Source organism: Shewanella sp. (assembly GCF_051658185.1).
GTDB lineage: Bacteria > Pseudomonadota > Gammaproteobacteria > Enterobacterales > Shewanellaceae > Shewanella.
Genome location: NZ_JBOFMC010000330.1, coordinates 1 through 1,411, shown reverse-complemented (window position 1 = coordinate 1,411; position 1,411 = coordinate 1). Strand labels below are relative to the sequence as shown.

Genomic DNA, 1,411 nt, shown 5'->3' with positions numbered 1-1,411 from the left:
TAGCAATAATTTTTATTTTCCGTGGGAACTGCAAATCTGGGACAGTAAAGACGTGCAAAGTAATATTACTAATCACGAAAAATTTAAACGTAACTTTGTATAAAAGCAGTTGGTTTTAGCGCGTGAAGACGGCGCTAATATGTTAATCATAACAGGATGTATCATGCAAAAAATTAATAAATCCAGCCCCGAGGTGCACAGCGCCGATTTGATTGCGAACAATATTGAGCAGTTAAAAGCGCTGTTTCCCAATTTAATTACCGAAAGCGCCAAGGGCGCGGCGATTAATGTCGATGTGCTCAAAGCCTTGGTGGGTGATCAAACTGTGACGGATGCCGAAGAGAAATATGGCCTGAACTGGCACGGCAAACGCCAAGCGCGGCAATTAGCGTTAACGCCATCAACCGGCACCTTGCGCCCGTGCCAAGAAGAGAGTGTGGATTGGGATAGCACCGAAAACCTGATGATTGAAGGCGACAACCTTGAGGTGTTAAAGCTATTGCAAAAAAGCTACGCCGGCAAGGTGAAGATGATCTACATCGACCCGCCGTATAACACCGGTAAAGACTTTGTGTATCCGGATAATTTTCACGACAACATCAAAAATTATTTAGAGCTGACAGGCCAAAGCGAGGACGGGGTAAAACTCAGCACCAACAGCGAAACATCAGGGCGTTATCACACCGACTGGCTGAATATGATGCTGCCGCGCTTAACGTTAGCAAGGAATTTATTGCGCGATGATGGGGTTATTTTTATTTCGATTGATGATAATGAGCAGGCCAATTTGAAAGCTCTGTGTGATGATGTTTTTGGTGGGGAAAATTTTGTTGCGAATTTGATTTGGGAACGCGCTTATTCACCAGTAAACTTAAAAAAACATTTTTCAGAAAATCATGACCATATTATTTGTTATGCCAAGAAATCTGTTCTGGCCATAAATATAGGGCTAAAGAGAGGCGATGAAGCTAATGGAAGATATGCCAATCCAGATAACGATCATCGTGGTCCTTGGAAATCAAGTGATTTATCTGTTGGCCCTACGATACAAGATAAAATATATGAAATAATCACTCCTAGCGGAAGAATTGTTTCCCCGTCGAATGGAAGGTGTTGGGTATTAAATAAAATTCGTTTTGATGAGTTTAAATCAGAAAATCGCATTTGGTTTGGGACTAAAGGTGATTCAGTGCCATCCATAAAGCGTTTCCTTTCTGAGGTTAAAAATACTGTAACACCAATGACAATTTGGAAGTATCAAGATGTTGGTCATCGGTGTTTTTCAAGATAGTTGTCACTATTAGCCACGTTATGTGGCACGTTTTATTGCGGTCGCTGTTTACTCCTTGGTCGGGTTTAGCGTCACGCTGCCTATCGGTTCACAGTTCCGTACCGAGCGCTTGCCCCAACG

1 protein-coding gene is annotated in these 1,411 nt (G+C 42.5%); it reads left to right on the top strand.

Annotated features, from left to right (window positions below):
• Nucleotides 1-163 precede the first annotated feature (163 nt).
• Complete coding sequence (locus ACRCZA_RS12660) at nt 164-1,291, top strand: site-specific DNA-methyltransferase (protein WP_438674784.1); 1,128 nt, start codon at nt 164-166, stop codon at nt 1,289-1,291.
• Nucleotides 1,292-1,411: the final 120 nt, after the last annotated feature.